We start from the raw sequence: 26,414 nt of genomic DNA on the forward strand, positions 1-26,414 counted from the left end.
AGAGGTTAAGATGAAAACTCTAGAAAAAGTGAATTATAAAGGCTTTGTTTGGCCTTTAATAATTGGAATAGTACTGTGGTGTATTACACCATGGCGGCCAGCAGGTTTATCTGCACAGGCTTGGCAAATGTTTGCGATTTTTGTTGCTACTATTGTTGGCTGTATCACTAAACCCTTACCAATTGGTGGGACTACCATTGTTGGTTTAGTTGCCACTGTTTTAGTTGGTCTAGCTCCAATTAAAGATGTGGTTGATCCTAAGACTGGCGCTATTACCAGTACAGGAATTTTGAGTGCTTTTAGTAATTCTGCTTCATGGCTGATTGCTATGGCCTTTATCATGGCATATGGTATTAGTAAAACGGGCTTAGGTAATCGAATCGCCTACTGGATGATTAGGCGTTTTGGGAAAAAGTCAATTGGTATTGGTTATGCGATTACTGGTTTGGAACTGATTTTAGGAGCCTTAATTCCTTCTAATAGTGCGAGAACTGGTGGAGTAGTTTGGCCAGTAACTGAGTCGATCTCTAAAGACTATGATTCGTATCCTAACGATCCATCTCGTAAAAAAATTGGTGCTTATTTGGACTTTACAGCTTTTCATGCCAATGTTTTATCGACTGCATTGTTTATTACTGGTGCTGCGCCTAATATGGTCGCAGTTCAAATGGCGGCACAAAAGGGCTATTCAATGACCTGGATTAGTTGGTTTGTAGCTGCGATTGTTCCAGTATTAGTAGCAACGATCATTATTCCAATTGTAATTTACAAGATTTATCCTCCTGAGATTAAAGAGACCCCTAATGCCGAAAAGTGGGCTAATGATCACTTAACTGAAATGGGCAAGATAACCAAGCCAGAAAAGATTATGGCTACCGTTTTTGTTTTGGCAATTGTATTATGGGTTTTGTCAGGGGTATTTGATATTCCACAGTTAGATTCAACTTTTGTGGCTTTCTTAGCAGTCGCATTATTACTGATAACAGGAGTTTTAACTATGAGTGATGTGTTAAAGCAAACAGGTGCTTGGAATATCTTAATTTGGCTCTCGATCTTGGTCTTTATGGCTAGCAAGTTAATTGCTTTTGGCTTTATTGATTGGTTCTCAAAGACTATTCAATCTAGTCTGAGTGGTATTAATTGGGGCATTGTCTTAATAGTTTTAGTACTGTTAATGTTCTATACGCACTACTTCTTTGCTAGCGGAACTGCCCACATGACAGCACTATATCTGCCTTTTCTATCTGTTGCCGTTGCAACAGGTGCACCTCTGCCATTAGCAGCAATGCTACTTGCTTTTACTGGTGCGATTAATGCTTCAACTACTCATTATGCTAATGGACCAGCTTCAATCTTGGCAACGACTGGTTATGTCAAACAAGGCGAGTGGTGGAAACTGAACTTTGTATTGGGTTTGGTTTACTTGGTAATCTTTGGCGGTGTTGGTGCGTTATGGATGAAAGTAATTGGAATGTGGTAATTACCAATGGAATTTCGCACTAATGACGGTGTAAAAATTCATTATTATGATACACAAACTGCTGGGCAGCCAATCGTTGCGATTCCTGGAATTGGCGGTTATAGCCGAATGTGGCTAAAAGTTGCCCAACTCTTTAAAAAAGATTTTCGCTTCATTTTAATTGATCCACGTAATCAAGGTCAATCTGAGAGAACCTATCAGGGTCAAAGAATTAGCCGTCATGCATTAGATTTAGCAGAGTTATTGCAAAAGTTAGATTTACAACAGGTAATTGGAATTGGCAATTCAATGGGAGCTGCCAATTTGTGGTCATATTTATCGCTATTTGGTAGTAAGCGCTTTTGCGCGATGATTGATTTAGATCAGCCTCCTAAAATGATTCGTGATGAAACGTGGTCTTACGGTTTTAAAGATTTAACTTGGCATAATTATCCGGAATATTTAAAAGTTGATTTTGGGAATCCTTTTTTTGCACGAATTGATGAAGAAATGTTTGATTTAGCACGCCAAGAAGCGCGCGATTTTCCATATCAACCTAGTGATAATTACTTGTGTCTAATTGATCATGCACACCAAGATTGGCGGGATGTCTTAATTGACATCGATATCCCGTTATTAGTCTTAGCTGGCGAAAACTCACCGCTATTTGATTATCACTTTGCCTTGGCAATGCAGGAATTGAGCCCGTTGATTGAAGCAAAAATTATTGCTAATTGTGGTCATTTAATTCAGGCGGAGCAACCACGAGAGATGTATGATGAAGTTATGCGATTTTTAAATAGTTATAAAGGAAGTGACTAAATGGACAAAGTAGTTGACCTGTATTTAAATGACCATGCGACATTTGAAAAATGGAAGAATTTTTTAAGCAAATTAGACTTGAAGAATTTTAGTACACGCGAAGTTGCTGTGATTGATCACACGATTGGACTAATTGATGATGCTGGTAAATTGGTTGGGACAGGCAGTATTGCTGGTAATGTTTTAAAATACATCGCAGTCTGCAATAAAGGTGTTGTTCCTGGAACTCGGTTTAACCAAATTGTGTCAGCCTTGCAACAATATTTATTCAGTCAAAAAATTTTTCACAGTTTTGTTTTTACTAAGGTAAAATATTCAGCGAGTTTTCAGCACTTAGGATTTAGTGAATTAGCTAAGACTGACACAGCAGCTTTTTTAGAAAGTGGCACACCTGATATTAATGACTTTATTGCACAAATACCTCGCACAAAAGCACAAAAACAGCAAGAGGTAGCTGCGATTGTCATGAATGCTAATCCTTTTACCTTAGGACATAGGAAACTAGTTGAACTGGCAAGTCGGGAAAATGATTTAGTCTATGTCTTCGTGGTTGCAACAGATGCTTCTTTATTTACAACAAGTGAAAGAATGCAATTGGTCAAAGCAGGCACTGCAGATTTAAAGAATGTAATTGTAGTTAGCGGTGGTGATTATTTAGTTTCAGCAGCAACTTTTCCGGCTTATTTTTTAGAATCACCGGATGACTTAATCACTACTCAAACTGAAATTGATGCTGTAGTTTTTCGAAATATTATTGCACCAGCTCTTGCAATCAAATATCGTTATCTTGGGACAGAACCCTTTTCTCGAACAACTAATTTCTACAACCAGAGTTTAATTAAAATACTTAGTCCAAATATTGACGTTAAGATTGTCCAACGCTTTTGTAGTAATCAAAAAATAATCACGGCAACGCAAGTCCGGCAGTTAATTAAGACCGGAAATTTGGTAGCGATTAAGCAGCTTGTGCCAGCAACTACGATGGAATTTATTCAAGATAATTATCAAGCTTTACAAACAAGAATTATGAAAGGAATGAAAATTAATGGAAATTAAAACAATTGGTGTAGCAGGGACTTTAGAGTCTTCCGATATCCAAATCATGATTTCTAAAGGAACAGATGGAATTCAAATTGATTTGGATTCTGAAGTAATTAAGGCGTATGGTGACCAAATTAAACAAGCAATTACTAACACTTTACAAAAATATGGAATTACCGATGCTAAGGTTAAGGCGACCGATAAGGGGGCACTTGATTGTGTAATCGTCGCTCGGACATTAGCTGCAGCTCAAAGAGCAACTGAAACTTCAGATAAACCAGAATTGGAGGTATTGCAATAAAATGACTTATGTGAAAAATCGTCTGCGTCGAACTATGATGTTCGTTCCCGGTAATAATCCAGCAATGATTAAGGATGCTGGGATTTACGGTGCAGATTCAATCATGCTTGATTTAGAGGATGCTGTTTCATTGACTGAAAAAGATGCAGCTAGAATGCTAGTTTTTAATGCGATTAAAACTGTCGACTTTGGTGGCGCTGAAATCGTAGTTAGAATTAATGGTCAAGATACGCCTTTTTATGATGAAGATGTTAAGGCCATGGTGTTAGCCGGTGTAGATGTTATTCGTTTACCTAAGACTGAATCAGCAGAAATGATCCAAAAATTAGTTAAAGATATGGAAAAAGCTGAAGAAGAATATGGCATTGCAAAGGGCTCAATTGGTGTGATGGCAGCGATTGAAAGTGCTAAAGGCGTGCTGAATTCACCAACAATTGCTACGGCAACACCTTTAATGATGGGCTTAGCTGTTTCAGGTGAAGATTACACTGCTGACATGCATACGCACCGTTATCCAGATGGCCGGGAATTAGAATTTGCTCGCAATATGGTCTTGCAATCTGCTCGGGCAGCTGGAGTTTATGCATTTGATACCGTCTTTTCAAATATGCAGGATACTGAAGGTTTTTATCGAGAAACGAATTATATTTATGAATTAGGCTTTGACGGGAAATCACTAGTTAACCCACGTCAAATTTCAATGGTTAATGAAGTCTTTAACCCAACTAAAGCAGAAATTGAAAATGCAAAGAATGTGCAAAATGCAATTCGTGAGGCTAAAGCCAAGGGTTCAGGTGTTATCTCCATGAATGGTAAGATGGTTGATAAACCAGTTGTTGAAAAAGCGAATCGAGTACTCGAAACTGCGAAAGCTTCTAATTTGATTGATAAGGAGGGTAATTACATTGGAGAATAAAGTTAACCGCGAATTACCAGATGAATTAATGACTAAAATGAATTTAAAGGGCTTTGAATCAACTAAAATCGGTCATCCTGAAGTTCAACGGGTTGCTCCTAAAGTTAGGGTAAGCGCCGGAGAAGACAAAGTAGTTGATTCTTTAGAAGAGGTTATTAAAAATAATCTTAAAGATGGGATGACCATATCGTTCCACCACCACTTTAGAAATGGTGATTTTGCTTTCAATAAAGTCATGGATCAAATTATTAAAATGGGGTATCAAGATTTAACTCTGGCTCCATCTTCACTGACTGGTGTCATGAACGACAAGGTAATTGAAGCAATTAAAAAGGGGGTAATTACTAATATTGCTTCCTCAGGAATGCGTGGCAGCCTTGGTGAATTTGTTTCACATGGCGGTCTTAAAAATCCGGTAATTTTTCGTTCACATGGTAATCGGGCACGAGCAATTGAAGTGGGCGACATTAAAATTGATGTAGCTTTCTTAGGTGTTCCGGTTTCTGATCCAGCAGGTAATGCTAATGGCCAAGATGGTAATGCAGTTTTTGGTTCATTAGGATATGCTTTAATCGATGCCCAATATGCCGATAAAGTTGTATTGCTAACAGATAACGTGGTTGATTACCCGAATACACCAGCCTCAATTAAGCAGGATCAAGTTGATTATGTCGTTAAAGTTGATAAGATTGGTGACCCTGATAAGATTGGTTCTGGTGCTACTCGATTTACTAAAGATCCTAAAGAATTAAAAATCGCCCAAAATGTTAATCAGGTGATTACTAACTCACCATATTATAAACAAGGTTTTTCATTCCAAACAGGTTCTGGTGGTGCTGCTTTAGCAGTAACGCGATATTTACGTCAATCAATGATTGATGATCAGATTACAGCCTCATTTGCTTTAGGTGGCATTACTAAGCCAACTACTGATTTGCTTGAAGAGGGCTTAGTAAAAAAAGTCATGGATGTCCAGGATTTTGATAAAGGTGCAGCTGCATCAATGGCCAAGAATCGTGATCAACAAGAAATAGATGCTTCATGGTATGCTGATCCGCATAACAAAGGTGCAGTCGTAAATAATCTTGATGTAGCCATCTTATCTGCATTGCAAATTGATACAGATTTTAATGTTAATGTGATGACTGGCTCAGATGGAGTTATCCGCGGGGCAATTGGTGGACATCAAGATGCTGCTAATGCCAAGATGACTATCATTACAGCTCCACTTGTTCGCGGGCGTAATGCTACGGTAGTGCCAAAAGTTGAAACGGTTGTTACACCGGGCGATTCAATTGATGTTCTAGTAACTGAGCGCGGAATTGCCATTAATCCTAAGCGTCAAGACTTGATTGCTGCTTTGAGCAAAGTTCCAGGGTTAAAGATTGTTGACATTAAAGACTTGCAACAACTAGCCCAAGGCCAAGTTGGACAAGCGAAACCGCTGGAATATACTGATCGTACTGTTGCTTTGGTAGAATATCGTGATGGCACGATCATTGATACCATTAAGCAAGTTAAAGACTAAAGTAATTATATTGACAAAAAGCATGGAAAGAAGATGTAACTTATTTCCATGCTTTTTTGCTATAATAAATAAAAAGGATGATTAAATGACTAAATCAATTTTTAAAGAAGGTCAGCCGCAAGATATTGTTCAAGTTTTAGCTGATAAGGATAGACGAGTGAGATTGCAAACTAAACTATTACAAGCTGCTTCAGCAAAGACTTTATTAGATGTTAAACTCAATATACCAGGACCAATCAAGAATAATCAATACTTACGTAAATTATTTGTGGCTGGTGTTAAGGATTTGGAACGAATTTTAACCAACAACCATTTACAGTGCTCACTAAAGGCTAGCTGGGATAGACCCACCGGTTGTGAAAATTTTTATCTGAGTAATAATGAAGCTTTTAAAGTTAAGCAAGCTGCGATTTATTTTGAGGACCAAACAGAATTAGGTCGTTTGTTTGATGCCGATGTGTTAACTTCAGCAAGCAAAGCTGCTTTATCAAGAACTGAAATGGGATTAAAAGCACGTTCCTGTTTTTTATGTCAAAGACCAGCTAAAGAGTGTGCACGTTCAAGAAGGCATTCTGTCAACCAATTACAAGCTTATCTCAGCCAAGTTTATGAAAACAATCTAACTTAATTGTTTAGCTTTTGCAAGACACGTTCTGCAATTCCGCTGCTGGTAACTAAATGAGTAACAACACCACTTCTTAGTGCTCCAAGTAAGGCTTCTTCCTTAAACCGGTTTTTGACGATTACAAAGCGATTGGGAATTCGCATTAGTTCTGATAGACTAATCCCGCATATATGAGGTTCAATTGTTTCAAAGAAGTTTCCTTCGATATCGTAAGGTCGACCAAAGACCGTCCCAGCAATTTTACTACGATCAATTCCAGTAAATAAACTATCTGCATAATATTCCATAAAGAACCGTCCAGATTCGATTGCTTGAGCAGTGCCAATACTGGCAAAGACTAAGTCAAGTCGTGGATAAAAATTATCAATTTGTTCATAGAAAGGTTCTTGTTTAACTTCTTGAATTAATTGCGGATTAAGTGCATATAATGGAGCAGGAAAAGTAAGTGACTTTGCATTAAATTTTTTGGCTGCTTGTTGAATCACTTGGTTTTTGCGTTTGCTTGTATTAACCACCTGACCAACCAGTTGAATAAAGGTTAAATCATCTCGGTTAACTTCAGTAAAGTTATTGACAATGTCCCGGATTAAGGTTCCCCAGGTTAGACCGACTACGTGAGAAGATTTAATATAGTTTTGAATTTGCTTGGCAGCATAGTTGACGATCATTTCATTGTCCTGATTTTTGGTTTCTAAGTCTTCAAGGATATAGACTTCCTTTAAATGAAAGAGACGTTGAAATTCACGTTCAAGTTTTTCTACTCGTTTAGGACTTTGGTAAATGTTGATTTTGACTATTCCCTTGTCTTCAGCTTCCTCAATTGCCTTAGTTATCAGATAGCGGGATAAATCATATTTTTTGGAGATGTCGGCAATATTTAATTTACTCAAAAAGTAATCGTGAGCAATATTTGCCAGTTCTTCATCAGTTAATAATGTCATTTTTTCTTCCTTAATTTTTTGATGTTGCAATAAATTATATTACAAAATTATTTTTTAAGTTAGTATTAGCTTCTAATTTTTTAATTGTGTAGTAATATTACCAAAATCAGTAAAAAAGAGCAGCTAAATCGCTGCTCAACTTAGTAAAATCAAAAAGTTATTCTAGTAAATCACTAAAACTTGCTTGACAATAGTTTTGTAAATCTTGTGGAGCTAAAAATACGCTACGTCCGACTTGACCACTGGAAACAGCAATTTCTATTTCGCGTGTCATACTTTTGTCCAGATAAATTGGAAAATGATGTTTAAAATAAATCCCAATGGGCGTATTAGCACCATGGACGTAGCCGGTGGTTTTTTCTAAATCTTTAAGTGGTAGCATTTCGCATTTTTTATTACCAGAGACTTTAGCTAGTTTTTTGAGACTTAGATGCTCTGTTACAGGAATTACTCCGACTAAAGAACCAGTTTTATTGCCAGTACAGACCAGCGTTTTGTAGACCAAATGTTCATTCTCGTTTAGAATAGAAGTATCCATTTTTGTGACGCCACCCGAATCTTGGTGGGTTGCAAACTTAGTTGGTCGATAAGGAATTTTATTGCGATCCAAGATTTTTTCGACTAAAGTTTTTTCAAGTTTATTTTTTTGCTTTGCCATAATTATCACCTTGTTAACTATGATAGCATTCTAGAACCAAAAGTAAAAAGGGAGTAGTATAAATTGAAATTATTAATGATTAAAATTGAAACTAGCCACGAAGTAGAAGATGCGTTAACCATATACAGTATGGATGATCTGCATGCTTTGGGGACACAAGCTCGTAAGCGTTCCGACTTTCAAGATGCAAGTCGCAGACATGATTCAACTTTGGTTGAGTTAGATGAAATTCAAGATTTGCCAGAGGATATGCAATTTATAGCATATTTTGATGAAGAAGCCGATGCTACTGCCTTAACTAAAAGCTATCAGAGCAAGTTACAAGAATTGCAAGGCTACGGACTGGCAATTGGGCAGGCAAAATTGACAACTGCCTATGTGGTTGATCAAGATTGGAATACTGCTTGGCAAAAGTTTTATCATCCGATCGATTTTTCACGACATTTAGCCATTGTTCCAGAGTGGGAAGATTATCAACCAGCGTTTGCAGATCAGAAGTTAATTAAGCTTGATCCAGGACTAGCCTTTGGAACAGGTAATCATATTACCACACAATTGGTACTAACTGGGCTTGAATTGGTGATGGCTAAACCCAAGAGTGTGATTGATGTAGGAACTGGTTCGGGAATTTTAGCAATTGCGGCGACACTATTAGGTGCAAAACAAGTTTCGGCTACGGATATTTCAGATGAAGCAATCAGTGCAACTCATCAGAATATGAAACTGAATAAGTTGTCTGAGATTAACGTTCAAAAAACTAGTTTGTTAACAGGGGTTACTGGAAAGTTTGATGTAATTGTTGCCAATATTCTAGCAGATATTTTACTTGAGCTTATTCCGCAACTAGATGAACACTTGAATATTGGCGGGCAAGTGATTTTTTCAGGAATTGATTATTTACAGTTATCAAAAGTTCATGATGCTCTTGACCAAGCCGGTTTTAAGGTAGTATTAAGTTTGAAAAAAGAACGTTGGGTTGGCTTGATTATTGAGCGACAAGAGTAGACTAACTTAGAAGGATACCAAATTGATTAATAAAGTTTTTGATCGAATTAAACGAATTTCATTGATTCAAAAGTTGAATCAATATAGCTGGATGCCAGTTATTTGGTGGAGCATACTAGTTAGTATTTTGCCATTAGTGTTTAGCTTAATACAAATTCCAATTGTCTGGCGTGTAGGCTTATTATTTATGCTAGTGAATCCCTTAGTTAGTTATCATTTAGGTAGATTAATTGAGCATCGTCGGCTAAATCATTATTGGTTACTTTTTTTGCCTGGTATTTTTTGTATAATAATCTTACTTAAATATGCTAAATATAATTTACTATTTGGGTTAATTTATTTGATTTTTGAAATTTTTGGGCTAATGGATAAGCATGTTTACAATCAGAAAGGGTGAGTAGATGTCAAAATATATTGAAATGACACACGATAAAGTTATTAACACGTGTAAAGCATATATGAATCAGGAGCAAGTTGCGTTTGTTGAAGAAGCTTATCAGTTTGCTAATGAAGCGCACAAAGAACAAAAAAGAGCATCAGGGCAACCCTATATTGTGCATCCTACGCAAGTTGCTGGTACACTGGCTAACTTAAAATTGGATCCTGATACAGTAGCAGCTGGTTTTTTGCATGATACAGTCGAGGATACTCCGGTTACTAATGATGATATTAAGGAAAAGTTTGGTAAAGATGTAGCATTTATTGTTGATGGCGTTACTAAACTTAATAAATATAAATACAAATCTCATCAGGAATTTTTGGCAGAGAATCACCGTAAAATGCTAATTGCGATGGCTAAAGATATTCGAGTTATTATGGTTAAACTAGCTGATCGGTTGCACAACATGCATACTTTGCAACATTTACGTCCTGACAAACAACGCCGAATTGCTTCAGAGACCATGGATATTTATGCCCCACTAGCTGATCGGTTAGGTATTGGGTCAATTAAGTGGGAATTAGAAGACATCAGTTTTCATTATTTAAATCCCGAAGCATATTATCAAATTGTTAACTTAATGGACTTAAAACGTAGTCAAAGGGAAGAATATATTAATGATGCAATTAAAACCTTAGAAACTAGTTTAGATAGTTTAGGTATCAAGTATGACATCTATGGTCGACCTAAGCATATCTATTCTATCTATAAAAAAATGGTTAATAAGCATAAAGACTTCGATGAGATATATGATTTGTCGGCAGTACGAGTGTTAGTTAAAACGGTTAAAGATTGTTATGCAGTCTTAGGCGCAGTCCACACCAAGTGGAAGCCAATGCCGGGTCGTTTTAAAGATTATATTGCTGTACCTAAAGCAAATGGCTATCAGTCTCTGCATACCACTATTATTGGACCTGGTGGTAAGCCATTAGAAATTCAGATTCGAACTGAACAGATGCATGAAGTGGCTGAATACGGTGTGGCTGCTCACTGGGCATATAAGCGCGGTGAATTTAATGGGGTTGAGCAAACCAATTCTAATAAAAAATTGGATATGGTCAGAGAAATTTTGGAGTTAAAAGACGAAACCCAAGATGCTGACGAATTTATGAAAAGTGTCAAAAGCGATATTTTTTCTGATCGGGTCTATGTGTTCACTCCAAAAGGTGAGGTATATGAATTACCGAAAGGGTCGGTAACTTTAGACTTTGCTTATGAAATCCATACTCAAGTCGGTAGTCATGCGGTTGGAGCTAAGGTCAATGGTAAGCTAGTGCCACTTGATTACAAATTAAAAAATGGTGATGTAGTTGAGATTATGACCCAGTCTAATTCCAAACCATCGCGTGATTGGGTTGATATCGTCAAGACGTCACGAGCACGAAATAAAATTCGTCGCTACTTTCGTGATATTGACAGGAATCATAGTGTTGAACAAGGGCGCCAGCTAGTTGCTGATAAAATAAGCGAGCAAGGTCTAGTACCAAAAGACTTTATGGATAAAAATCATCTTGAAGAAGCTTTAGAGCAATTTAATTATAAGACGGCTGACGAATTATTTGCTTCAATAGGTTTTGGTGACTTATCTGCTGTTAGTGTAGCTAATCGTTTAACTATTGCGGTTCGCCGTGAAAATAAAAAACAAAAGCAAAAAGAACTTGAAGCCGAAATCTTAAGTTCTGGGCAAAAGAAGACACCGCAAGAGCAAACTACTAACAAGAATTCGACCACGCCGATGAAGATTAGACACAAAAATGGGGTCATGATTCAAGGCATGAGTGACCTCATGCTGCATTTGGCTAAGTGTTGTAATCCTGTTCCTGGTGATCAAATTGTTGGTTATGTTACTAAAGGACGCGGAGTAACTATCCATCGGGCTGATTGCCGCAATATTGTTAATAACAAAGCTAGTCAAGGACGACTAATTGAAGTTGAATGGGAGAATATTGAAGAAGGCAGCCAACAAGCTTTTAATGCAAATCTAGAGGTCTTTGGCTATAATCGCAATAGTCTGTTAAGTGATGTTTTGACTAAGTTAAATTCGTTAACCAAAAATATTAATAATATTTCTGGTAAAGTGAACGATGACAATATTGCGCATATTTATGCAACAGTAGCAGTTAATAATTCTAAGCAGTTAAATGATATTTTGAGTAAACTAAGGGATATTCCGGATGTATATCAAACCAGAAGGGCGGATAGTTAATGCGGGTCGTAATTCAAAGAGTTAATCAAGCACAAGTAGCGGTTGCTGGACAAGTTATTGGCCGGATTGATCGAGGATTATTATTGCTAGTTGGCATCAAAGAAGGCGATGACTTGGCAATGGTGCAAAAAGCAGCTAGTAAAATTGCTAAAATGCGAATTTTTGAAGATGAAAATGGTAAAACAAATTTGGCAATTAAAGATGTTGGCGGGCAAGTTTTAAGTGTCAGCCAATTTACCTTATTGGCCGATACCAAAAAGGGCAATCGTCCTAGTTTTACCAAAGCAATGCGTCCGCCTAAATCAAAAGAATTGTGGCAGAACTTTAACGATGAATTAGTTAATGCTGGTTTGCAGGTGGCTACTGGAGAATTTGGTGCAGATATGCAAGTTAGCTTAGAAAATGACGGACCTTTTACTGTAGTTTTCGATTTATAAGTTGAGCTAGCTCAATTGGTAATTGTGTAGCTTAGTGAAACTAGAAAATGATTTTGAGTTTTTGACCAACATGAGTTATACTTTAAAAGAATTATCAATGACAAAGATTGAGGTTTAGCCAGTTCTATTAACAGAGACCGTTCAATTAGCTGAAAGAACGGATAGGACAGCTAACTGTGACCACTTTAGCAGATAATAAACGCGTGGCGAGCGTTATTTCGCAGCACAAGCAAAAGGTGGTACCGTGCACTTAGCGCCCTTGATTTATTCAAGGGCGCTTTTTTATTAAAAGGATGAGTAAATGAAAGTACAAAGACCTAAGGGAACAGTGGATATTTTGCCTGAGCAGTCAGGTTCATGGGAAAGAGTAGAGCAAATTGTGCGTGACTTTTTCAAGCAGGCAAATTATCGTGAAATTAGAACTCCCAGTTTTGAAAATTATGAAGTTTTTTCTCGGTCAAGTGGTGAAACTTCTGATGTTGTTGAAAAAGAAATGTACGATTTTAACGATAAAGGTGGACGTCATATTGCTTTGCGTCCGGAAGGTACTGCTGGTGTAGTGCGGGCCTATGTTGAAGATAAAATGTATGCTCCAGAAGTCGTCAAACCATTTAATGTTTACTATCTTGAATCAACGTTCCGTTATGAAAGACCACAAGCAGGACGGCAGCGCGAATTTCATCAGATTGGAGTAGAAAGTTTTGGCTCTAGCAATTCACTAGCTGATGTTGAGACAATTATTTTAGCTCATGATTTATTAGCAAAGTTGGGTGTGAAGAATTATGAGCTGCACATCAACACATTGGGCAATACCCAGGTGCGGCAAGACTATCATGATGCTTTGGTGAATTACTTTACACCGCTAAAAGAGCAACTATCAGATGATTCTAAACGTCGGCTAGTTAATAATCCACTTAGAATTTTAGATTCTAAGGATGAACAGGATAAGCAATTTTTGCCTAATGCACCGAAGATTATTGATTACTTGGATCAAGAATCAAAAGCAAATTTTGACCAAATTACCAGTATGCTTGACCAATTGGGGATTGAATATGTAATTGATAATGACCTAGTACGCGGACTTGATTACTATACCGGGATTATTTTTGAATTTATGGTCGAAGATCAGAGTCTATGGGAATCTGCCACAACCATTCTTGGCGGTGGCCGCTATGACCATCTAGTTGAAGAATTTTCTGGTCCCCAAACACCAGCAGTTGGTTTTGGGATTGGCGAAGAACGGTTGATGTTAGTTTTACAAAAGCAAAATCCGCAGCTATTTGCTGATCAAGGGATTGACTTCTTTATTACTAATATTGGTGAGGGCACCGCTCTTAAAGCTGTTGAAATTGCGCGTAGTTTGCGCGAGCAGGGTTTCAAGGTACAATACGATGTTGATCAGAAGAAGCTGAAGGCGCAATTCAAAAAGGCAGATCGAGTAAATGCAAAATTCGTAATTACGTTAGGTGCTAAAGAACTAGAAGCAGGTACACTTAATGTTAAGCGATTATCGGATGCAAAGACACTCGATCTTCAGCTGAGTGATGTTGATAATATGCAGAACATTATTGAACAATTAAAGGACTAATTTAATGGAAAAAAGAACAGATTATTGTGGGAATATTACTGAGAATTATCTTGAACAAGAAGTGAACTTATACGGCTGGGTGCAGCGTGTTCGTAATTTAGGTAATCTTGTTTTTATTGATTTGCGGGATCGTGAAGGGATTGTCCAAATAGTTGTCAATCATGATTCGGGTGAATCTTTAATGGATACCGTTGCTGCTTTAGGCAACGAATATGTTATTCAAGTCAAGGGCAAAGTTGTTAAACGTACAAGTGCTAACCCAGATATGAAAACTGGTCAGGTTGAGGTTGATGCAAGCAGTATCTCTATTTTAAATAAGTCGCAAAATCCTCCGTTTGAAATTAAGGATGATGTTGAAGTTGGCGAACAAACTCGTTTAAAATATCGATATCTTGATTTGCGTAGACCAAGCTTGCAAAAGGCAATCAGGTTACGTTCGCAAATTTTACAAGCAACGCATGAATATTTTGATCAAAACGGCTTTGTTAATATTGAAACACCGATTATGGGTAAATCTTCTCCTGAAGGAGCACGGGATTATTTGGTTCCTTCGCGAATTTATCCAGGTAGTTTTTACGCACTGCCACAGTCACCACAACTATTCAAGCAATTATTAATGGGCGCTGGCTTTGATAAATATTACCAATTGGCTAGATGTTTTCGTGATGAAGATTTGCGTGGAGATCGGCAACCAGAATTTACACAAATAGACATGGAAACTTCATTTACTGATGAGCAGCAGGTTCAAGAATACACTGAAGGTTTATTGAAGAAAATCATGAAAGACGTGATGGGGATTGATCTGAAAACCCCGATCAAACGAATTTCTTGGGATGAAGCAATGAATAAATATGGAACTGATAAACCTGACACCAGATTTGAGATGTTTATTCATGATCTGAGTGATGTTTTTAAGAATAGCGATTTTAAAGTTTTCTCAGGTGCAATTGAAGAAGGCGGCTTTGTTAAAGGGATTGCTGTTAAGAACGGTGCGCAGAAGTATTCACGTAAACAGATTGAAAAGAAACAAGATTACATTAAGCGCTACCATGCTAAAGGTCTAGCTTGGGTTAAATATGAAGATGGGGCCTTTTCTGGCCCGATTAGCCGCTTCTTAACAGATGATGATCAAGCTGCTCTAATAAAAGAATTCGACCTTGAAGGTGGAGAACTGGTAGTCTTAGTTGCTGATAAATGGCAAGTCTGCTGCGATTCGCTTGATCATTTACGCCGTGAATTTGCTAAGGAGACAGATATTATTCCTAAGCACGTTTTTGACTTTGTTTGGGTAGTTGATTGGCCACTATTTGAATATGATGAAGGTTTTGGCAGATGGATTGCTGCGCACCATCCGTTTACAATGCCAGATGATGAGGGAATTAAACTGCTTGAAACCGATCCACATAAGGCACATGCTCGCAGTTATGACATTGTAATGAATGGTGATGAATTAGGTGGTGGTTCCATCAGAATCCATCAACGTTCAATTCAAGAAAAGATGCTAAAGGCACTTGGTTTTACCAAAAAGCGCGCTTATGAACAGTTTGGCTACTTGTTAGACGCGTTAGACATGGGCTTTCCACCACATGCTGGGTTAGCAATTGGTTTAGATCGCTTTGCGATGCTATTAGCTGAAAAAGATAACATTCGTGACGTTTTAGCATTTCCAAAGAACGCTAACGCTTCAGAACCAATGATGCATGCGCCGGCGCCAGTTTCTGATCAACAATTAGCTGATTTAGGTATTGAAGTGGAAGAACAGTATCATGATAGCGTGGCTAATACAGAAGCCAGTTTGGCTAAGCAAGCTGAAGCAGATGCTGCTAAGAATACTAGTTGGGATGAATAAGTATTCTTTATTACTTCAGTAAGATATAAAAAAACAATTGCAAAATTTGCAATTGTTTTTTTCTACTCAAAGTCAAGTATATCAAGGTATTAAATCATAATTCTTGTAGTCCGTCATTAGAATTATCTTTAAGTAGATTAAACTTAGATAATATGTTGTAACCCAAATAAGCTTAGTCCAATTGCATTTTTGAACTAAGCTGTTATAGTAATCTTATGATCAATTGGTTTTAGTTAAAGCCCTGTTTATTTTTGACTACGCTATAATCATATAATTGATCATGCACAATCAAATAGTAGACAGTCCGTGTTAGTTTGTGGACTGCTGCGATGGCGATCTTCTTGAAGTTTCTACTTTGAGAAGATCGTTTTTTCTTTTTCGTAATAATCGGCAATGTGACAAGGCTCAGAATATCTTACTGAATCCATTTGTCCAATCGTACGGTAGAGAATCTTACGACCAATGGGATTGCCACGTTTACTAATATGATCAGTCAATTCCATTTCGCCCGACTGGTAATGACGTAAGTCTAAACCAACAAAGGCATTTAAGGCATTAGGATTACGAAAACGTCTGATATCGCCTAATTCACCTAATAATCTAACTGCGGTAATTTGTGAAATACCTGGAATACTTTCAAGAATTTTTAGATCACGGTTGGGTAATTTACTAGCTAAGTCAGACATCTTTTGAATGACATTTTCACGCTCTTTAGTTAGTTTGGTTAGTCGTTGAGCATAATATCTAGCTTGTTCAACTTCAAAAGCAGCTTTATCAACTGCTGGATAAGCTGTGTCAGCCAGTTCAAGTAAGTTAGTTGCCAACTTATTTGCACGCTGCTTACCAATACCATGGAAGCTTAAAAAATACTGCATAACTCCTTCGTAACCTAAATTTTTAACGATTTGTGGATGCGTAAAAGTTTGGACATAGCGCCAATAATTCGTACCGTCAGGATGACTAGTTAAGGTTTCTAGCTCAGGAAAAGTAAACTGTAATACGCGGTGTAACCGGTTCTTAGCTGAAACCAAATCATGAGTTAATTGCTCATAAAAACGACTCATGGCACCTAACTGCTTATAGTTAGGGTCTTGTAGATAAGTTGGTCCGCGATGATAAATAAACTGTGAGTAAGCTAAATCTTTAGCATCGCGGCGATCAGTTTTATTGCGTCTAAATTGATCTAATTGCTGTTTGGCTTTAAGTGGGTTAAGCATAGTGTAGCGATAATGATATTGGTTAAGAAAAGCCTGCAATCTGCAAGAATAAACCCCAGTTGCTTCAAAGACAATCTGTGGTTGTTGGTGATAAAATTCTAATTCATCAAGTAGCTGCTGAAAACCAATGGCATCATTGGTGATATTAAACTGTTTAATGACTTGCTTATTAAGCATGATACAAACAGCAGATTTACGACTGCTCACGTCAATTCCCACTACAACTAAATTATTCATCTTCAAATACCTCCAACTAACTTAATTGTGCAGGGTAGAAGTTACAAGCTAAACTATATCTAATTTTCTATACCGGACATCAAGTGCCAACATACTACGAAGAGATTTAAGTTTAACTGATGAAGCTGTCAGTTTTATTTAGGGCGTCAAGTACTAGGTACAAGCGTCAAAAGTAACTAGGGCATATTAACTTCAACCCTGCTTCAATTTTAAAACAAAGAAAAAGCAGTGAATCAATATTCCGTCGAATATTGACCCACTACTAGGTTAGTATGTTTTATATCTCATTATTTTGACTATTTAGTAATTTCATTTAAAAATTCTAATGCCGCATTATAATTAGGTTCGTCAGTCATTTCTTGAATTAATTCTTGATAAAGTACTTTCTTGTCAGTATCAACAATCCAAATACTTCTGGCATCAATTCCAGCATCTTCAACAAATAAGCCCATTTGCTCACCAAAGTCATGGTGAGCATCCGACAATAATTCCATCTGCTTAACACCTTCAGCTGCACACCAATTCTTTTGTTCAGTATTAGTGTTAGTTGAGATAGTGTAAAAGTTAATGCCTGAGTAATTATCTACTTCACTATTAAAACGTTTAGTTGAAATGCTGCAGACACTGGTATTAATATTTGGCACGACGCTAATCAAGGTTGGTCTAGTAATTAATTCAACCATGTTTACGATAGTACCATCAGCTTTTTCCACCTTAAAGTCTGGCAACTTATTCCCGACTACTGGTGGTTGACCATTTGTTGATAAAGGAGCATTTTTCATTGTAATTTGCATAATTTATCATCCCTTCAAATAAATTCTATGGTAAATATTTAGTTACACTCTTGAGTTTAACTAAAACTCGGACTAAAACCAAATTAAAAGCTCGCTTAAGCCATTATTGAAGCCGTTTAACGTAATTTTTAATTCTCTTAGCTGCTTTTTGGATATCTGTATCAGATGCAGCATAAGATAATCTTACAAAGCCAGCACCACCAGCACCAAAATAGCTGCCGGGCATTACACCAACTTTGGCTTTATGAGCTAGGTCAGTAGCAAATTTGACGTCATCTGTCCCAAATTTCTTAGGGATTTTAGCAAAAATGTAAAAGGCACCTTCAGGTGCGGCTAAAGTAAAGCCACTTTCTACTAATGCAGTATGTAAAATATTTAAGCGTTTCTCATAAATTGCACGTGCTGCAATGTAGTCCTGCTCGCCATTGGTTAAAGCTTCAGTAGCTGCAGCTTGTACGTTGTCGGTAACCGAACAAACAAGATACAGATTAATCTTAATGATCATTTGCATAATTTCTTGTGGACCAGCAATATAGCCGATACGCCAGCCAGTCATTGCCACGCTTTTAGATAGGCCAGACAGTAAAATAGTTCGCTCGGGAATAATTTGGGTTAAAGAATAGTGCTTTTTATGACCATAAATCAGTTCCGCGTAAATTTCATCCGTGATAGCGAATAGGTCATGGTCGCTAATTACTTGTGCTATTTCTATTAGTTCAGTTTTCGTGTAAACTCGTCCAGTCGGATTAGAAGGATCTGTTAAAATTAATGCTTTGGCACCACCGCCTTCACCAGCCAATGTTTGCTCTAGCTTGCTAGCAGTTAACAAAAAATGGTCATCTGAAGTATCAATTTCAATCGGAATTCCACCTGCTAGCTCAATAATGCCAAAATAAACGCCCCAAACTGGGGTTGGTACTAGAACCTTATCTCCAGGATTCAGCAGAGTCATAAAAGTTAAATTGAGGGCCTCTGATACGCCTACTGTTGCACAAATTTCGCTTTGCGGATCGTAACGTACACCTAGTTTATTATTCAGATAGTTACTAATTGCGTTTAACAGTTCCGGCTTACCTGCTTCTGGAGCATAGTGTGAATCATTTCGTTTGATATCTGCAATTGCAGCTTGCTTAATATGTTCTGGAGTTTCTAGATCAGGTTCACCAATCGTTAATTTGACGATATCTGGTATTTGGGCAATTTCATTAGCGAAAGCATCGATTTTAGATTGAGGTAAACTTTTAATTCTAGTATTGGTTTTGTCTGAGAGATTTTTTGCTAAACGTGGCATGATAAAATCCTTTCTAATATTTTGTAATATTTATTAAGTATAAACTATTGTAGAATATAGTAAATCATTCACTTAATAAATTTAATAAGCTCTTAACCGATTTATTTAAGAAAAGTTTGCTATAGTTAGGGTAAGGAGGCAGATTATCATGGATCAATCAAAAAAAGCTGCTAGATTAAAAGAACTTAATCGAAAACAATATGAAGTAACTCAAAATGCGGCAACTGACGCACCCTTTTCTGGTAAATATGATGACTTTGATCAGCCAGGAATCTATGTAGACATTGTCTCAGGTGAGCCGCTATTTTCTAGTTTGGATAAGTATGATGCTAATTGTGGGTGGCCGAGTTTTACTAAACCAATTAAAAAGTTGACTTATCGACGTGATCAATCACATCACATGGAGCGAACAGAAGTAAAAAGTCCAGATGCTGAGTCCCATTTAGGACATGTCTTTAATGATGGACCCAAGGAGCAGGGCGGGCTAAGGTATTGTATTAATTCTTCAGCGCTCAAGTTTATTCCTGCTAATGAGTTAGCGCAACAAGGCTATGGTGAATACCAAAGCTTGTTTAAATAATTTTATTTATGTAAAGTAAAAAAGCACTGCCGAATTAAGCAGTGCTTTTTAAACGATTTCTTGTTCTTTAAAGCGTCCATAAACTTTTTCAATTTCACTGACGCTCATAAAAGCATATGGATCATATTTTTTAATAATTGCTACAATATCATACATATCATAGCGATCAATGACAGTTAGCAGTGCCGTTTTTTCAATATGGCTGTAAGCACCTTCAACATCGTGAAAGATAGTGATCCCGCGATGCATTCTTTCTTGAATACCATCAATGATGGCTTGGGGATATTCTGTAACGATAATTACCTGCAATTTTTGATGTTGGGTATAAACGGCATCAATCATACGACCGTTAACAAAGATAGTTAATGCGGAATAAAGAGCTCGAGTCCAACCGAAAGCAAATCCTGCAGCGAGGATAATTAATAAGTTAATCGAAATGCTGACTTTACCATAGCTGGTACCAGTTTTTTGTCTGATAACTATCCCGATAATATCAATCCCACCAGTTGAAATGCCGTTTTTTAAGGCGAAGCCGGTGCCAACACCATTTACTATACCACCAAATAATGCACAAATTAGTGGGTCCACGTGCATATTGATTGGTTGAATTACGTGCATCATGATTGAACCTAGCACGACTGTAACAATGGTAAACAAGGTGAATTTATGACCTATTTTAAACCAGGCTAATAAAAACAACGGTACATTTAACACAAAATATAAAATTGATGTGCTGAGAGTAAACGGAAAAAAACGTTGGCTCAATGTATTAAGCAATTGTGCAAATCCGGTCATACCAGATGAGTACATATGACCTGGAGTCCAAAAGAAATTTAGTGCAACTGCAACTGCTAAAGAATAGAAAAATGAAGCCGAAATTTTTGAAAGCAAGTTATATCGCCGATTAAATGTGTCGAGCTGATCCATTTTTATGTTAGGTCCCTTTATGAAAAAAGTAATAAATAAATCTAGATTAGTGTAACAAAAGATAGGTCAATAACCAATAACAAATTCAGAAAATTTTGTGTAAATAAAAAACGGCTTAAGCCGTTTTTTATTTTTGCCAATGTTGCTTAATAAAGTCTGCTCGACCACCAGCTTCTTCTAAGGCATATCGATTAGGATCCTTACGATAAAAGTCTTGATGGTAATTCTCAGCTGGGTAAAAAGGCTGAGCAGGTTCAATTTTAGTAACGATTGGTTTATTAAATTTTCCACTTTGAGCTAAAGCAGCCTTAGACTTTTCTGCCGCTGCTTTTTGTGTAGGAGAATTGTAGAAGATTACTGGTCGATAATTGTCACCGCGGTCTTGGAATTGGCCAGCTGCATCGGTGGGATCGGTTACTTGCCAGTAATATTGCAAAAGTTGCTCATAAGACATTAATGAAGGATCATAGGTGATTTTAACTGCTTCTGTATGTCCGGTTGTTCCAGCTGAAACTTGTTCATAAGTTGGATTAGCAACGTGCCCACCGGTGTAACCTGAGACGACTTTTTCAACCCCAGGCAAGGTGTCGAATGGTTCAACCATACACCAAAAGCAGCCGCCAGCAAAAATGGCGGTATCAAAATGTTTGTTTTGTTGAGTAGTCATAATTTTAGCCTCCTTATACCATAAATTATAGCGGATAAGTCAGCCCAGTCCTTAGAATATGACTTATTGCTCTTCAAAACCAAGATGATGCATGATGAGAGCTGCTGTTTCTTCAATTGAGCGGTGGGCAACGTTAACGACGTAGCATCCTAATTCTTGATAAAGCTTTTGTGCAGAATCAAGTTCAACCTTGATAGCATCTGTGTTAGAGTAAGTTGTGTCTGGATTTAGACCATAAGAAATCATTCTTTGACGTCTTATTTCATTTAAAACAGATAAGTCATTAGTTAAGCCGATAATCTTATTGGGATCAACTTTGTAAATTTCCTTAGGAATATGGGTATCTGGAACTAGAGGTAGGTTGGCAACTTTTAAATTTTTATTTGCTAAAAATAAAGAGAGCGGTGTTTTAGAAGTCCTTGATACGCCTAATAATACCACATCAGCTTCCAAGAAACCTTTAGGATCTTTTCCATCATCATACATTACGGCAAATTCCATTGCTGAAATTCGATCAAAGTATCTTTGATTCATTTTATGTTGGGCACCAATTTTTTTCACTGGTTGCAGACCAGTAGTATTTTGAAGTGCTTCAATTGTTGGTGAAAGAATGTCGATGATTTTTGCGTGGTGTTCGCGGCCAAAACGAATTACCGGGATTTGCAATTCATCTTTAACTAAACTATAAATAATTATTAAGTTACTAAATTGTTCAATTTCAGTTAACGTTGCTGTTAATTTTTCATGATCTACAATGAACGGGTAGCGCCGATAATTAATTTGGGCGGTAGGAAATTGAGCAGCAGCAGCTGTCGCATTACTAAAAGCGGTGTCGCCAGCTGAGTCTGAGATGATGATAATATTAACTTCTTGTTTAGTATTGTTTGTTTCCATTGAGTACTCCTTTTTGGTAATAATTATACAATTTGCTAAAGTGCATTAAAAGATTTTGTTCAAATAATAATGTGAAAATGAATCTTTTTAAAAAATATTGCGTTAATGTATTGACCACTCACGCTGGTTTGATATAATTTACTTATTAAGTGTGGCGGTGACGTCAAGAAATGGAAGGAGGGATCACACATGGCCAAGACAGTCGTTCACGAAAACGAGTCTATTGATGATGCTCTTCGTCGTTTCAAACGTTCCGTTTCAAGAAGTGGTACCTTACAAGAATACCGTAAACGCGAATTCTACGAAAAACCTAGTGTACGTAGAAAGCTTAAATCTGAAGCAGCACGGAAACGCAAACATTATTAATAGCTTAAGAAACGACTTCTATCTGCTGATAGGGGTCGTTTTTTGTAGATAGTAAATTTATTGTTAATTTAATAGACATATCTGAGATAGAATTTTATTCTTTTGGTATAATTTAGTTAGGCTTTTTAGTTGAAGTTAATTTCAAAGCCGGTTTAGTTAAAGTATCTGTTTAAAGTATCTGTGGTGAGTGCTTGCTGATTGATTAATTGGGGCTTTCCTATTGGATAGCTGAAATTTTTTTAAGAACAAGTTAAGAAAGCGAAGAGAAGTCATTTGGTTCAAACAAATTTTATACCTAAAAATCCGGAAAATATCCAAAAATTAGTTGGTATCAATGACCGTAATCTGACTCTGCTGGCAGAAGGCTATGACACTAGCGTTGTTGATATTGGCAATCAAATTGTGATTGATGGTGAAACAAATAGTGTAAAGAAAGTTCTTGATGTTTTAAAGGCGCTAGATCAGGTGCTAGAGACTGGAGTTACTATCAGTGCCCCAGATGTAGTTAGCGCAATGAAGATGGCTGATAAGGGAACGACTGAGTACTTTGCTGATTTATATAAGAAGATTTTAATTCGGGATGCTAAAGGCAAACCGATTAGGGTCAAGAACATGGGTCAGAAAAAGTATGTTGAAGCTATCCAAAAAAGTGATGTGGTATTTGGTATCGGACCTGCTGGTACTGGTAAGACATTCTTGGCTGTTGTTTGTGCAGTTGCTGCTTTTAAAAAAGGCGAAGTTTCTCGAATTGTTTTGACAAGGCCAGCAATCGAAGCCGGAGAATCACTAGGATTTTTGCCAGGAGATTTGAAGGAAAAAGTAGATCCATATTTACGACCAATTTATGATTCGCTTTATGCTATTTTAGGGACTAATACAACTGATCGTTTGATGGAACGTGGTGTAATTGAAGTTGCACCGCTAGCTTATATGCGAGGTCGAACTTTGGATGATGCGTTTGTAATTTTAGATGAAGCGCAGAATACCACTGATGCGCAAATGAAAATGTTTTTGACGCGTTTAGGATTTAATTCCAAAATGATTGTTAATGGCGACATGACTCAAGTTGATTTACCAGGACGTCAGCGTAGCGGTTTGCTTGATGCACGTCATATTCTAAAGCAAATTGATCAAATCAAATTCGTGCAATTTTCTGCTAATGATGTGGTGCGCCATCCCGTTGTTGCTAAAATTATCGATGCATATGAAAAAGAAGGAACACAAAATTAATGCAGTCACTTGAGATAACTTATCATGATGAAGTAGGCTTTTTAGATAATCAGGAACTTAATTGGCAAGATTGGATTACTCGGTTACTGTTATTAGCTAAACAAGAGATTGCGAAGTCCAATAATCTGGAAATGAGTATCAATTTTGTTAATGAGGAGCGTAGTCAAGAACTTAATTATAAATATCGCGACCAAGATCATCCAACTGATGTAATTTCGTTTGCGATTGAAGATGGTGAAAATGGTCTTGATTTGTCCACGTTTGTCAGTGATCCAGATTTTCAAGAAGATATTGGTGATCTTTTTATGTGTCCGAGCGTAATTAAGCGTCATAGTCAGGAATATGGCACTGGCTGGAAACGCGAATTTGGTTATACCTTAGTTCATGGCTTTTTACATTTGAATGGGTATGATCATATTGATCCAGTTGAAGCTAAAGAAATGTTTGGCATCCAAGGCAAGGTTTTGGAAGATTATGGATTGCCATTGCATCTTGAACAATTAGATAAAGGCAGAGGAAAATAATGTCCGAACATAAGAAAAATAAGTCTGGTTTTGTTGCATTAGTTGGAAGGCCAAACGTTGGTAAATCAACACTAATGAATAACCTAGTTGGCCAAAAAGTGGCAATTACTTCCAGCAAGCCGCAAACTACACGTGATAAAATTTCTGGTATTTATACTACTGACCATTTACAAGTAGTTTTCGTTGATACACCAGGAATTTTTAAGCCACATCTAAAATTAGATGATTATATGGACAAGGCTAGTCTTTCGAGTTTGAACGATGTTGATTTGGTCCTTTTTTTAGTTGAACCAGAAGCAATCAATAGTGGAGATAATTATATTGTTAACTTGCTCAAGCAAGTTAATGTACCAGTTTTTTTAGTAATTAATAAGGTTGATCAAGTAAATCCTAACGAGTTACTACCAATTATTGATAGCTATCAAAAATTGGATCTCTTTAAAGAACTATTACCAATTTCTGCTACTAAAGGAATTGGGATTAGTGATTTAGTAGCAACATTGCGACAATATTTACCGGAAGGACCTGAATATTATAATTCTGACGAAATTACTGATCGGCCTGAATACTTTTTAGTAGCTGAACTGATTCGTGAACAAATTTTGCGGTTGACATCTGAGGAAGTACCGCACGCTGCGGCCGTTTGGGTTGAGCGAATGAATGAACACCAAAAGGGTAAATTGCAGATTGAAGCTACTATTTATGTTGAAAAAAGTGGTCAAAAAGGCATAATTATTGGTAAAGGCGGCCAAATGCTCAAGCAAATTGGCATAAATGCTCGTAAACAAATTGAAAATTTGTTAGGTGAAAAAGTCAATTTGCATTTGTGGGTAAAGGTACAACGCAATTGGCGTTCTGATCCTAGTTTTTTAAAGCAGGTTGGCTACGATAAAAAGGAACTTTCTTAATGCCACGTGAACTTAAAGAAGTTCAAGGAATTATTTTTAAACGACAAAAATATAAAGAAGCTGATTTACTAGCTAAGATTATGACCAAAGAACTTGGCATTGTTACGTTAATTGCTCGTGGTGCTTTGAAGCCAAAATCTAAGCTTGGTGCGGCTACGGTTAATTTCTCTATTGGGCAATATGTTATTTATACTAGTGGGCAGGGACTAAGCAATTTACGAACTTATAAGGATGTAAAGCAATTTTCGGGTATCTTTGCTGATTTGACCAAGAATGCCTATGCATCGTTTATTTTAGATTTAGTAGATCATGCTTTTAGCGAATATCAAAATTTAGGAAAATATTATGATTTAACCTTATTTGCCTTAAAAAAGGTCGATCAGGGAATTGATCCTGAAATGATCTCTCAGGTGGTACAAATGCAGCTTTTAGCTGCTTATGGTGTTGAACCAGAATTAAAGCATTGTGTAATCTGTGGCTGTCAGCAAGGAGAATTTGATTACTCAATCAAGTTAGGTGGCATATTGTGTAGTAAGCATTTTTATCGAGATAATAGTCGTTTACACTTAACTGCTAAGGCAACGGCTGTACTGCGTACAATTGGATTAGTGCCTTTTAATCGTTTAGGAACGATTAAGGTCAATCGCGCAATTAAACAAGCAACCCGTAAAGCAATTGATCGGATATATCAAGAGACCATTGATTTAAATTTAAAAAGCAAAAAGTTTTTAGATGAAATAAATTTGCTTGACTAATCCTTTGGTCTGGTTTGCTTTATTATGTTAAAATAACAAGAGAATTTGATGAACATGAGGAATTATAAAAGTACCAGTTAAGCGAATGGCAGATAGTGTAAGGTCATCTGGGAAACGGCACCTCTAGTCAATTAATTAAGAGCAGAGAAGATATTCTCTGAATTAGGGTGGAACCGCGAATATTTTTCGTCCCTATGCAAGTTTTGCAT

The 26,414-nt window shown here is 37.0% G+C and carries 26 protein-coding genes and 1 pseudogene; 19 read left to right on the forward strand and 8 right to left on the reverse strand.

Annotated features, from left to right (window positions below; translation table 11 throughout):
* Positions 1 to 10 precede the first annotated feature (10 nt).
* The 7 genes from OZX56_RS04105 to citX all read left to right on the forward strand — a co-directional run bounded on the left by OZX56_RS04105 (position 11) and on the right by citX (position 6,695).
* Entirely contained in the window at positions 11 to 1,480 is a 1,470-nt protein-coding gene (locus OZX56_RS04105; RefSeq protein ID WP_277140289.1) for a DASS family sodium-coupled anion symporter, read from the forward strand.
* A gap of 6 nt (positions 1,481 to 1,486) precedes the next feature.
* On the forward strand, positions 1,487 to 2,281 hold the full coding sequence (locus OZX56_RS04110; RefSeq protein WP_277140290.1) for an alpha/beta hydrolase: 795 nt from the start codon (positions 1,487 to 1,489) through the stop codon (positions 2,279 to 2,281).
* Positions 2,282 to 3,337, forward strand: coding sequence for a [citrate (pro-3S)-lyase] ligase (citC, locus tag OZX56_RS04115; RefSeq protein WP_277140291.1), 1,056 nt, complete (start codon positions 2,282 to 2,284; stop codon positions 3,335 to 3,337).
* Complete coding sequence (citD, locus tag OZX56_RS04120; protein WP_277126504.1) at positions 3,327 to 3,623, forward strand: citrate lyase acyl carrier protein; 297 nt, start codon at positions 3,327 to 3,329, stop codon at positions 3,621 to 3,623. Before citC ends, citD begins: the two co-directional genes overlap by 11 nt.
* A gap of 1 nt (position 3,624) precedes the next feature.
* The gene (locus tag OZX56_RS04125) at positions 3,625 to 4,539 is read left to right on the forward strand and encodes an aldolase/citrate lyase family protein (RefSeq protein WP_277140292.1); all 915 of its coding nucleotides are present in this window, start codon (positions 3,625 to 3,627) and stop codon (positions 4,537 to 4,539) included.
* The gene (citF, locus tag OZX56_RS04130; RefSeq protein ID WP_277140293.1) at positions 4,529 to 6,067 is read left to right on the forward strand and encodes a citrate lyase subunit alpha; all 1,539 of its coding nucleotides are present in this window, start codon (positions 4,529 to 4,531) and stop codon (positions 6,065 to 6,067) included. Before OZX56_RS04125 ends, citF begins: the two co-directional genes overlap by 11 nt.
* Positions 6,068 to 6,152: 85 nt before the next feature.
* Positions 6,153 to 6,695 (forward strand): citrate lyase holo-[acyl-carrier protein] synthase, encoded by a 543-nt coding sequence (citX, locus tag OZX56_RS04135; protein ID WP_277140294.1) that lies wholly within the window; start codon positions 6,153 to 6,155, stop codon positions 6,693 to 6,695.
* Here citX and OZX56_RS04140 read toward each other — a convergent pair.
* Positions 6,692 to 7,633 (reverse strand): sugar-binding domain-containing protein, encoded by a 942-nt coding sequence (locus tag OZX56_RS04140; protein WP_277126500.1) that lies wholly within the window; start codon positions 7,631 to 7,633, stop codon positions 6,692 to 6,694. The genes citX and OZX56_RS04140 overlap by 4 nt on opposite strands.
* 157 nt (positions 7,634 to 7,790) lie before the next feature.
* Positions 7,791 to 8,291 (reverse strand): aminoacyl-tRNA deacylase, encoded by a 501-nt coding sequence (locus OZX56_RS04145; RefSeq protein WP_277140295.1) that lies wholly within the window; start codon positions 8,289 to 8,291, stop codon positions 7,791 to 7,793.
* A gap of 63 nt (positions 8,292 to 8,354) precedes the next feature.
* On the opposite strand from OZX56_RS04145, the gene prmA reads away from it, so the two are divergent.
* The 6 genes from prmA to aspS all read left to right on the forward strand — a co-directional run bounded on the left by prmA (position 8,355) and on the right by aspS (position 15,815).
* Complete coding sequence (prmA, locus tag OZX56_RS04150; protein ID WP_277140296.1) at positions 8,355 to 9,296, forward strand: 50S ribosomal protein L11 methyltransferase; 942 nt, start codon at positions 8,355 to 8,357, stop codon at positions 9,294 to 9,296.
* A gap of 22 nt (positions 9,297 to 9,318) precedes the next feature.
* Positions 9,319 to 9,693, forward strand: a complete 375-nt coding sequence (locus OZX56_RS04155) for a hypothetical protein (RefSeq protein WP_348635972.1) — start codon at positions 9,319 to 9,321, stop codon at positions 9,691 to 9,693.
* Positions 9,694 to 9,697: 4 nt separating this feature from the next.
* Positions 9,698 to 11,941, forward strand: a complete 2,244-nt coding sequence (locus OZX56_RS04160; protein ID WP_277140297.1) for a bifunctional (p)ppGpp synthetase/guanosine-3',5'-bis(diphosphate) 3'-pyrophosphohydrolase — start codon at positions 9,698 to 9,700, stop codon at positions 11,939 to 11,941.
* Complete coding sequence (gene dtd, locus OZX56_RS04165) at positions 11,941 to 12,378, forward strand: D-aminoacyl-tRNA deacylase (protein WP_277140298.1); 438 nt, start codon at positions 11,941 to 11,943, stop codon at positions 12,376 to 12,378. The genes OZX56_RS04160 and dtd overlap by 1 nt, the downstream gene beginning before the upstream one ends.
* A 301-nt stretch (positions 12,379 to 12,679) precedes the next feature.
* Positions 12,680 to 13,966 carry a histidine--tRNA ligase gene (hisS, locus tag OZX56_RS04170; RefSeq protein WP_277126495.1) on the forward strand — a complete coding sequence of 429 codons (1,287 nt, stop codon included), beginning with the start codon at positions 12,680 to 12,682 and terminating at the stop codon, positions 13,964 to 13,966.
* 4 nt (positions 13,967 to 13,970) lie between these two features.
* Entirely contained in the window at positions 13,971 to 15,815 is a 1,845-nt protein-coding gene (gene aspS, locus OZX56_RS04175; protein WP_277140299.1) for an aspartate--tRNA ligase, read from the forward strand.
* 229 nt (positions 15,816 to 16,044) lie between these two features.
* Here aspS and OZX56_RS04180 read toward each other — a convergent pair.
* The 3 genes and pseudogenes from OZX56_RS04180 to OZX56_RS04190 form a co-directional block, all read right to left on the reverse strand.
* Positions 16,045 to 17,269 (reverse strand): annotated as a pseudogene (locus OZX56_RS04180) (IS110 family transposase).
* A 296-nt stretch (positions 17,270 to 17,565) separates the two neighbouring features.
* Positions 17,566 to 18,063, reverse strand: coding sequence for a thiol peroxidase (tpx, locus tag OZX56_RS04185; RefSeq protein WP_277140300.1), 498 nt, complete (start codon positions 18,061 to 18,063; stop codon positions 17,566 to 17,568).
* 103 nt (positions 18,064 to 18,166) lie between these two features.
* On the reverse strand, positions 18,167 to 19,354 hold the full coding sequence (locus OZX56_RS04190) for an aminotransferase class I/II-fold pyridoxal phosphate-dependent enzyme (protein ID WP_277140301.1): 1,188 nt from the start codon (positions 19,352 to 19,354) through the stop codon (positions 18,167 to 18,169).
* A 148-nt stretch (positions 19,355 to 19,502) separates the two neighbouring features.
* On the opposite strand from OZX56_RS04190, the gene msrB reads away from it, so the two are divergent.
* The gene (gene msrB / locus OZX56_RS04195) at positions 19,503 to 19,934 is read left to right on the forward strand and encodes a peptide-methionine (R)-S-oxide reductase MsrB (protein WP_277126491.1); all 432 of its coding nucleotides are present in this window, start codon (positions 19,503 to 19,505) and stop codon (positions 19,932 to 19,934) included.
* A 48-nt stretch (positions 19,935 to 19,982) separates the two neighbouring features.
* Here the strand turns inward: msrB and OZX56_RS04200 are convergent, their stop codons facing one another.
* From OZX56_RS04200 to OZX56_RS04210, 3 genes are all read right to left on the reverse strand, one after another.
* A complete protein-coding gene (locus OZX56_RS04200; RefSeq protein WP_277140302.1) occupies positions 19,983 to 20,861 on the reverse strand; it encodes a YitT family protein in 879 nt (292 codons plus the stop codon).
* A gap of 127 nt (positions 20,862 to 20,988) precedes the next feature.
* Positions 20,989 to 21,528, reverse strand: coding sequence for a peptide-methionine (S)-S-oxide reductase MsrA (msrA, locus tag OZX56_RS04205; protein ID WP_277126489.1), 540 nt, complete (start codon positions 21,526 to 21,528; stop codon positions 20,989 to 20,991).
* A gap of 63 nt (positions 21,529 to 21,591) precedes the next feature.
* Positions 21,592 to 22,422 carry a pyruvate, water dikinase regulatory protein gene (locus OZX56_RS04210; protein ID WP_277126488.1) on the reverse strand — a complete coding sequence of 277 codons (831 nt, stop codon included), beginning with the start codon at positions 22,420 to 22,422 and terminating at the stop codon, positions 21,592 to 21,594.
* Between the two features lie 189 nt (positions 22,423 to 22,611).
* Here OZX56_RS04210 and rpsU point away from each other — a divergent pair, with 189 nt between their 5' ends.
* The 5 genes from rpsU to recO all read left to right on the forward strand — a co-directional run bounded on the left by rpsU (position 22,612) and on the right by recO (position 26,205).
* Complete coding sequence (gene rpsU / locus OZX56_RS04215) at positions 22,612 to 22,788, forward strand: 30S ribosomal protein S21 (protein WP_046306945.1); 177 nt, start codon at positions 22,612 to 22,614, stop codon at positions 22,786 to 22,788.
* A gap of 273 nt (positions 22,789 to 23,061) precedes the next feature.
* Positions 23,062 to 24,018, forward strand: coding sequence for a PhoH family protein (locus OZX56_RS04220; protein ID WP_277140303.1), 957 nt, complete (start codon positions 23,062 to 23,064; stop codon positions 24,016 to 24,018).
* Entirely contained in the window at positions 24,018 to 24,542 is a 525-nt protein-coding gene (gene ybeY, locus OZX56_RS04225; protein WP_277140304.1) for an rRNA maturation RNase YbeY, read from the forward strand. Before OZX56_RS04220 ends, ybeY begins: the two co-directional genes overlap by 1 nt.
* Positions 24,542 to 25,450, forward strand: coding sequence for a GTPase Era (gene era / locus OZX56_RS04230; protein ID WP_277140305.1), 909 nt, complete (start codon positions 24,542 to 24,544; stop codon positions 25,448 to 25,450). Before ybeY ends, era begins: the two co-directional genes overlap by 1 nt.
* On the forward strand, positions 25,450 to 26,205 hold the full coding sequence (recO, locus tag OZX56_RS04235; RefSeq protein WP_277140306.1) for a DNA repair protein RecO: 756 nt from the start codon (positions 25,450 to 25,452) through the stop codon (positions 26,203 to 26,205). Before era ends, recO begins: the two co-directional genes overlap by 1 nt.
* Positions 26,206 to 26,414: the final 209 nt, after the last annotated feature.

The organism is Lactobacillus sp. ESL0684, from assembly GCF_029392675.1.
Taxonomy (GTDB): Bacteria; Bacillota; Bacilli; order Lactobacillales; family Lactobacillaceae; genus Lactobacillus.